Source organism: Enterobacter sp. ku-bf2 (assembly GCF_001742765.1).
Taxonomy (GTDB): Bacteria; Pseudomonadota; Gammaproteobacteria; order Enterobacterales; family Enterobacteriaceae; genus Enterobacter; species Enterobacter quasiroggenkampii.
Map to the genome: position 1 here is coordinate 76503 of NZ_MDVW01000007.1, position 6623 is coordinate 83125.

Sequence of the window (6623 nt, forward strand, 5' to 3'; positions counted from 1 at the left end):
TGCGTGCCGTCCCAAATTTATATTTAGTGATTAACCTGATCCAACCAGCCGTATTTATCTTCTGTTTCGCCGGTGAAGAGGCCAAAGAACGCTTGCTGAATGCGTTTGGTGACCGGGCCACAGCGGCCTTCGCCCACCTGGATACCGTCTACGCTGCGTACCGGCGTGATTTCAGCCGCAGTACCGGACATAAACACTTCATCGGCCAGATAGAGGGATTCGCGGGACAGCACCTGCTCGCGCACTTCGATACCGAGGTCTTTCGCCAGCTTGATGATGGCGTCACGGGTGATGCCCGGCAGCGCGGACGAGGTGAATGGCGGCGTAAACAGAATGCCGTCTTTGACTTCAAACAGGTTTTCACCTGCGCCTTCGGAGATGTAGCCATTCACGTCGAGCGCAATACCTTCCTGGTAGCCGTGACGGCGCGCTTCGCTGCCGACCAGCAGGGAAGAAAGGTAGTTACCGCCCGCTTTAGCCGCGGTCGGGATGGTGTTTGGCGCAACGCGATTCCAGGAAGAGACCATTGCGTCGATCCCCTGTTCCAGGGCTTCTGCACCCAGATAAGCCCCCCACGGGAACGCGGCAATGATCACATCCGTGGTATAGCCCGCCGGCGGGTTCACGCCCATACCGACGTCGCCCACGAAGACCAGCGGACGAATATAGGCGCTGGTCAGGTTGTTCTTACGGATCACGTCGCGGCAGGCTTCCATCAGCTCATCCACGCTCTGAGATACCGGGAAACGATAAATTTTGGCTGAGTCATGCAGACGCTGCATGTGTTCGCGATGGCGGAACACCACTGGCCCTTTGTGAGAATCGTAGCAGCGGATGCCTTCAAACACGGAGGTACCGTAATGCAGCGCGTGGGACATCACGTGGACCTTCGCGTCCTCCCAGCGAACCATCTCACCGTTGAACCAAATGTAATCAGCTTTTTTTGTCGTCATTTTTTCGTCCTGTCACGCTTAAGCGCGGATTTGTTGTGATGTGGTTGTGCTCTGGCAGATGGCAACATGGGCAACGTCTACCAGCTTTGATAACTGACTAAACAGTAAGTCGACCGACCGCGGGCTGGCAACGGTTAATTCGATACTGATGTTTTGGGCGTCATTGGCCGTCTCCATATTCATAGAGCAAATCTGAAAACCACGATGACGCACCACACGCAAAACGCGCTCTAAGGTTTCCGGGTTGAAGCGAGCCTGTACGGCGACCTGATGCTGCATCATGATAATTTCTCCATCATTTGTGAGTTACTGGCACCGGGCGGTACCAGCGGCCAGACGTTCTCGAGTTCGTCGATTGAGACATGAAGCAGGTAAGGCCCCTCGCTGTTCAGCATGGTGTCGAGCGCCGCTTCAACCTGATCTTTACGGGTGATGTGCTGACCAGGGATGCCAAAAGCGCTGGCCAGCGTGAGGAAATCGGGGTTATCGGTAAGGGTCGTTTCGCTGTAACGCTCCTGGAAGAACAGCTGTTGCCACTGGCGAACCATCCCTAAACGCTGGTTGTCGAGCAAGACGATTTTCAGCGGCAACTGCTTGCGCTTAACGGTGCCGAGCTCCTGAACGTTCATCATGAAGGAGCCGTCACCGGAGATACAGATTACGGTATCGTTCGGGCGGGCAACCTGTGCGCCAACGGCGGCTGGCAGACCGAAGCCCATCGTCCCTAACCCGCTGGACGTGATGAAGTTCTCCGGACGGGTGTAGGTCATATGCTGGGCTGACCACATCTGATGCTGGCCGACATCGGTGGTCACCACGCTGTTTGCCGGTTTACGGTCGGACAACTGCTTCAACAGCAGCGGCGCGTAGATGGCCTCGCCCGGATGATCGTAACGCCAGGCGTGTTCAGCGCGCATATCGGCGGTGTGCTGACGCCATGCGTTGATATCCAGCGGCTGCTGCAATGCCGGTAACAGCGCGTTGAGATCGCCCTGCAGCGCGACGTGCGCCTGACGCAGCTTGTTCATCTCCGCCGGGTCGATGTCCATATGGATCACTTTGGCGTTCGGCGCGAAGGTATTCAGCTTGCCGGTAACGCGGTCGTCAAAACGGGCACCGACGGCGATGAGCAGATCGCACGCCTGCACCGCCAGGTTTGCCGCTTTAGTGCCGTGCATCCCGAGCATGCCCAGATAGTACGGGTAGTCTGCATCTACCGCACCCAACCCTTTCAGCGTGCAGGTGGCAGGCATTTGCGTTACCGCAATAAATTCACGCAGGGCGGGAACGGCCTGCGCCATGCCTACGCCACCGCCAACGTACAGCATCGGCTGTTTTGCCTGCGCCAGCATCTGACGCGCCTCTTCAACTGCCGCATGCGGAAACGCGTCGTCGCTTCGAACGGTGGAGAAGTGCGGCTCCAGTTCGCCGAGTGCGACCTGGATATCTTTCGGGATATCCACCAGAACCGGGCCAGGGCGGCCGGAGCTGGCTACCTCAAATGCTTCAGCCATGACGCGCGGCAGCTCTTCCAGAGACTGAACGAGGAAACTGTGTTTGGTGCAGGCCAGCGATAAACCCAGTACATCGACCTCCTGAAAAGCGTCGGTACCGATGAACGGAGACGCCACCTGCCCGGTGATGGCGACAACGGGAACAGAATCCAGCAGCGCGTCAGCCAGGCCAGTGATCAGGTTAGTTGCACCAGGGCCTGACGTCGCCATACACACGCCGGTTTTACCGGTCGCGCGGGCGTAACCAATGGCCGCCATCACTGCGCCCTGCTCGTGTCGGCACAAGAGATGTTCCACGCCGCCGTCATACAGTGCATCGTAAATCGGCATAATTGCGCCACCTGGATAACCGAATACTGTCTCGACTCCCTGCGCGCGCAACGCATGTACTACCCACTGTGCCCCATTCATAGTTAGTTCCCCGTCATAAATCGGGAGAAACAGAATTTTGTGCTAGTCGTCATTCTCTGCTCCTCAATTGCGTTTTTTAGTCATAAAAAAACCCCCGGACCTTTCGGTGCGGGGGTCTTAGTTCGTTAAGGCTTGATTTCTAAGCCTTTCCTCGTCCAAGTGCAGCCCCGCACGGTGGGATAATAATCACCACCACGCTAATCACGACCAGGCTAATCACTCGTAGAAGGGCTGTCATTTTCAGTTCTTTTTGCATCTTGTTCGAAGGAATACCTAAAGAGGTATCACAGTTTTCAAATTAAACACAAGATTTATTTATGACGGATTTGGTTAGCCCGCGAATCATATTTCTTAAAAGCGTTGTTTTATATACGGAAATTAGAAAATGAATATTTTTCATTTTTTTACTGTGGTGCTAACCGTCAAAACAGGATTTTTTTCGTTCTGCGAGGAGCTTTCCACGATTATGAAATTGTTGCAATGCGCCATTAAAATCCCTGAACAAGCGGCGTAAATTCACGAAATGGCAATAAACAAACATAACGAGCACTGACATAGTCACACCAGGAGGTAGTGCAAATGTCACTGTCAGTTGTTTATACGCGTGCGGCCCTCGGGGTAAAGGCACCGCTTGTTTCCGTAGAGGTGCATTTGAGTAATGGGCTGCCCGGACTCACGCTTGTCGGGTTACCTGAAACGACGGTTAAAGAAGCCAGGGATCGCGTCCGTAGCGCAATAATAAATAGCGGTTATACCTTCCCTGCGAAGAAGATCACCATCAACCTTGCTCCCGCCGACCTGCCTAAAGAAGGGGGACGATACGATTTACCTATCGCAATTGCCCTTCTCGCGGCTTCTGAGCAGCTTAATACGACAAGGCTAGGCTCGTATGAGTTCGTGGGTGAACTCGCGCTCACAGGCGCGCTGAGAGGCGTTCCCGGCGCGATATCGGGAGCGCTGGAGGCCCTACGAGCAGGCCGGCAAATCATTGTGGCCAATGAAAACGCATCAGAAGTGAGTCTTATCGCGGAAAAAGGATGCCTCATCGCGGGACATTTACAGGAAGTTTGTGCCTGGCTGGAAGGACGACATGAACTGTCCGAACCGGAGGAGTGTGACGAGGTTATAGCCGACGTCCCGGAGGATCTCAGCGAGATTATGGGACAGGAGCAAGGGAAGCGGGCGCTGGAGATTACGGCCGCAGGTGGACACAATCTTCTGTTGATTGGCCCGCCAGGTACGGGGAAAACGATGCTGGCGAGCAGGCTGAGCGGGTTACTTCCACCGCTCAATAACCATGAAGCGCTGGAAAGCGCCGCCATATATAGCCTCATCAGTTCTGCATCGTTGCAAAAACAGTGGCGCCGTCGTCCTTTTCGTTCCCCACATCATAGCGCTTCACTGACGGCGATGGTCGGCGGCGGGTCTATCCCCGGGCCGGGTGAGATCTCACTGGCGCACAATGGCATTCTGTTTCTCGATGAGCTGCCCGAGTTTGAGCGCCGCGTGCTTGATGCGCTGAGAGAACCTATTGAATCTGGCGAAATACATATCTCGCGCACTCGGGCCAAAATAAGCTATCCCGCGCAGTTTCAACTGGTCGCTGCGATGAATCCCAGCCCGACGGGCCACTACCAGGGCAACCATAACCGCTGTACGCCGGAGCAGACGCTGCGCTATCTGGGAAAGTTATCCGGTCCGTTCCTCGACCGTTTCGATTTATCTCTCGAAATCCCGCTTCCTCCTCCGGGCCTGCTCAGGCAGACGGGCATCACGGGTGAAAGCTCTGCGAAGGTACGCGAGCGGGTGATCGCCGCCCAGGCACGACAGTACACTCGCCAGAACAGGCTAAACGCGCGGCTGGATAATGCCGGGATCCGGCAGTTTTGTGCCCTTAACAGTGAGGATGCGGTATGGCTGGAGGAGACGTTGACGCGCTTTGGGCTATCTATACGTGCGTGGCAGCGTTTGCTAAAAGTGGCCAGAACCATTGCTGACGTGGAGGGATGTACTGACATTAAGAGGAAACACTTGCAGGAGGCGCTGAGCTATCGCGCTATCGATCGTTTGCTGCTGCATCTGCAGAAGTTGCTGGCATAAAAAAAGGGGCCGTAGCCCCTTCTTATCATCTTAGTCATCAGACTCGGTGTAGTCTTCTGCACCTTCCATCTGCGGCTTACCGCCAGACAGCGTATGGAAGCGCTTTGGACGCTTAATGCGTGCCATATACTTGATCCACACACGTTCCGCTTCAGACTGCGGCTCACGCTCACCACGGCAAACAGAAACAAACTGTTTTTCGTCTTCGGTTGCAGGTTCACGCTTACCCAGATCCAGCTCGTTAAAGGCATAACCATGGCGCTCAAGCAGTTGAGCTTCTTTGATGGTGAAATCGCCGTGACGAGAGAACCCGCGCGGATAATGTTTATTGTCGAAAAAACGATTAGTCGTCGTAAAGCTTTCCGCCATCCTACACGCTCCTAATTCTTTGGCCGAGCTATTTATGGCGCGGAGTATTAGTTACGCTTGACAGAGTGTAAAACAAAACATTTAAATCATAACGACAAATAATTTTGCGGAGAAAGATGTGGATACGGAATTGCTTAAAACTTTTCTTGAAGTGAGCAGAACACGCCACTTTGGGCGAGCAGCGGAAGCCCTTTACCTGACGCAGTCAGCAGTCAGTTTTCGTATTCGACAGCTGGAAAATCAACTGGGTGTGAATCTTTTTACCCGCCATCGCAACAATATTCGCCTCACGCCCGCCGGTGAAAAACTGCTGCCGTACGCAGAAACGCTGATGAATACCTGGCAGGCGGCACGCAAAGAGGTTGCACATACTTCGAGGCATAATGAGTTCTCGATAGGGGCCAGCGCTTCCCTGTGGGAATGTATGCTAAGTCAGTGGCTTACCCGGCTTTATCACTCTCATAGCCACCTGCAATTTGAAGCCAGGATTGCGCAACGGCAGTCGCTGGTTAAGCAACTTCATGAGCGTCAGCTTGATCTTCTGATCACAACCGAAGCCCCCAAGATGGACGAATTTAGCAGCCAGATCGTCGGTCAGTTTGGCCTGGCGCTGTATGCCTCTGAACCGTCGATGATGAAGGCAGACCTGACCTATTTGCGCCTCGAATGGGGGCCAGATTTTCAGCAGCATGAGACGGGATTGATTGCACCTGATGATGTTCCACAGTTAACAACCAGCTCTGCGGAGATCGCCTGTCAGCAACTGCCCTTGCTGAGAGGTTGTACCTGGTTACCTGTTCGCTGGGCAGACACTAAAGCGGGGCTGCATACGGTGCTGGATTCCACCACGCTTACCAGACCGCTGTATGCGATTTGGCTGCAAAACAGTGATAAGCAGTCACAGATAAAAGATCTGTTAAAAATCAATGTAATGGATTGATACATCAGCCAGCAGGAATGCTGGCTGAATAGTAAGAAGAGGCGTTTTACAGGATTACAGGCAAAAAAAATCCTTTGCCGAAGCAAAGGATTATATATGGCAGGGGCGGAGAGACTCGAACTCGCGACACCCGGTTTTGGAGACCGGTGCTCTACCAACTGAGCTACGCCCCTAAAGTTTTTTGCCATTAAGCCTGCCAGTAAGGCAGGCTTAATGTCTTAATAAGTGGCGGAACGGACGGGACTCGAACCCGCGACCCCCTGCGTGACAGGCAGGTATTCTAACCGACTGAACTACCGCTCCACCGAAGACTGCTTGTAACCACCGGATTAATGC

General features: G+C 54.0%; 8 protein-coding genes and 2 tRNA genes. 2 read left to right on the top strand and 8 right to left on the bottom strand.

Annotation, left to right across the window (positions count from 1 at the left end; translation table 11 throughout):
• Positions 1-23: 23 nt before the first annotated feature.
• The 5 genes from ilvE to ilvL all read right to left on the bottom strand — a co-directional run bounded on the left by ilvE (position 24) and on the right by ilvL (position 3116).
• Entirely contained in the window at positions 24-953 is a 930-nt protein-coding gene (gene ilvE / locus BFG58_RS11915) for a branched-chain-amino-acid transaminase (RefSeq protein ID WP_023309654.1), read from the bottom strand.
• A gap of 18 nt (positions 954-971) precedes the next feature.
• On the bottom strand, positions 972-1235 hold the full coding sequence (gene ilvM, locus BFG58_RS11920; RefSeq protein WP_069719865.1) for an acetolactate synthase 2 small subunit: 264 nt from the start codon (positions 1233-1235) through the stop codon (positions 972-974).
• Positions 1232-2878, bottom strand: a complete 1647-nt coding sequence (gene ilvG / locus BFG58_RS11925) for an acetolactate synthase 2 catalytic subunit (RefSeq protein ID WP_045909249.1) — start codon at positions 2876-2878, stop codon at positions 1232-1234. Before ilvG ends, ilvM begins: the two co-directional genes overlap by 4 nt.
• 2 nt (positions 2879-2880) lie before the next feature.
• Positions 2881-2931 (bottom strand): peptide IlvX, encoded by a 51-nt coding sequence (ilvX, locus tag BFG58_RS24180; RefSeq protein ID WP_166792073.1) that lies wholly within the window; start codon positions 2929-2931, stop codon positions 2881-2883.
• An 86-nt stretch (positions 2932-3017) separates the two neighbouring features.
• Complete coding sequence (gene ilvL / locus BFG58_RS23215; protein WP_001311244.1) at positions 3018-3116, bottom strand: ilv operon leader peptide; 99 nt, start codon at positions 3114-3116, stop codon at positions 3018-3020.
• A 341-nt stretch (positions 3117-3457) separates the two neighbouring features.
• On the opposite strand from ilvL, the gene BFG58_RS11930 reads away from it, so the two are divergent.
• Positions 3458-4978: a YifB family Mg chelatase-like AAA ATPase gene (locus BFG58_RS11930; RefSeq protein WP_069719866.1), complete on the top strand. Its 1521-nt coding sequence runs from the start codon at positions 3458-3460 to the stop codon at positions 4976-4978.
• 30 nt (positions 4979-5008) lie between these two features.
• On the opposite strand, the gene BFG58_RS11935 is transcribed toward BFG58_RS11930, so the two are convergent.
• Positions 5009-5347, bottom strand: a complete 339-nt coding sequence (locus BFG58_RS11935) for a DUF413 domain-containing protein (RefSeq protein ID WP_008501577.1) — start codon at positions 5345-5347, stop codon at positions 5009-5011.
• A gap of 118 nt (positions 5348-5465) precedes the next feature.
• Between BFG58_RS11935 and hdfR the strand changes: the two genes are divergently transcribed.
• The gene (gene hdfR / locus BFG58_RS11940) at positions 5466-6287 is read left to right on the top strand and encodes an HTH-type transcriptional regulator HdfR (RefSeq protein WP_024907953.1); all 822 of its coding nucleotides are present in this window, start codon (positions 5466-5468) and stop codon (positions 6285-6287) included.
• Between the two features lie 97 nt (positions 6288-6384).
• On the opposite strand, the gene BFG58_RS11945 is transcribed toward hdfR, so the two are convergent.
• Positions 6385-6460 (bottom strand) — tRNA-Trp (locus tag BFG58_RS11945).
• Between the two features lie 53 nt (positions 6461-6513).
• A tRNA-Asp gene (locus BFG58_RS11950) sits at positions 6514-6590 on the bottom strand.
• Positions 6591-6623 lie beyond the last annotated feature (33 nt).

Coding starts and splice junctions, on each gene's coding strand:
- BFG58_RS11935 (WP_008501577.1), bottom strand. CDS start 5,347: ATGGCGGAAAGCTTTACGACGACTAATCGTTTTTTCGACAATAAACAT.
- ilvG (WP_045909249.1), bottom strand. CDS start 2,878: ATGAATGGGGCACAGTGGGTAGTACATGCGTTGCGCGCGCAGGGAGTC.
- BFG58_RS11930 (WP_069719866.1), top strand. CDS start 3,458: ATGTCACTGTCAGTTGTTTATACGCGTGCGGCCCTCGGGGTAAAGGCA.
- ilvL (WP_001311244.1), bottom strand. CDS start 3,116: ATGACAGCCCTTCTACGAGTGATTAGCCTGGTCGTGATTAGCGTGGTG.
- ilvE (WP_023309654.1), bottom strand. CDS start 953: ATGACGACAAAAAAAGCTGATTACATTTGGTTCAACGGTGAGATGGTT.
- ilvM (WP_069719865.1), bottom strand. CDS start 1,235: ATGATGCAGCATCAGGTCGCCGTACAGGCTCGCTTCAACCCGGAAACC.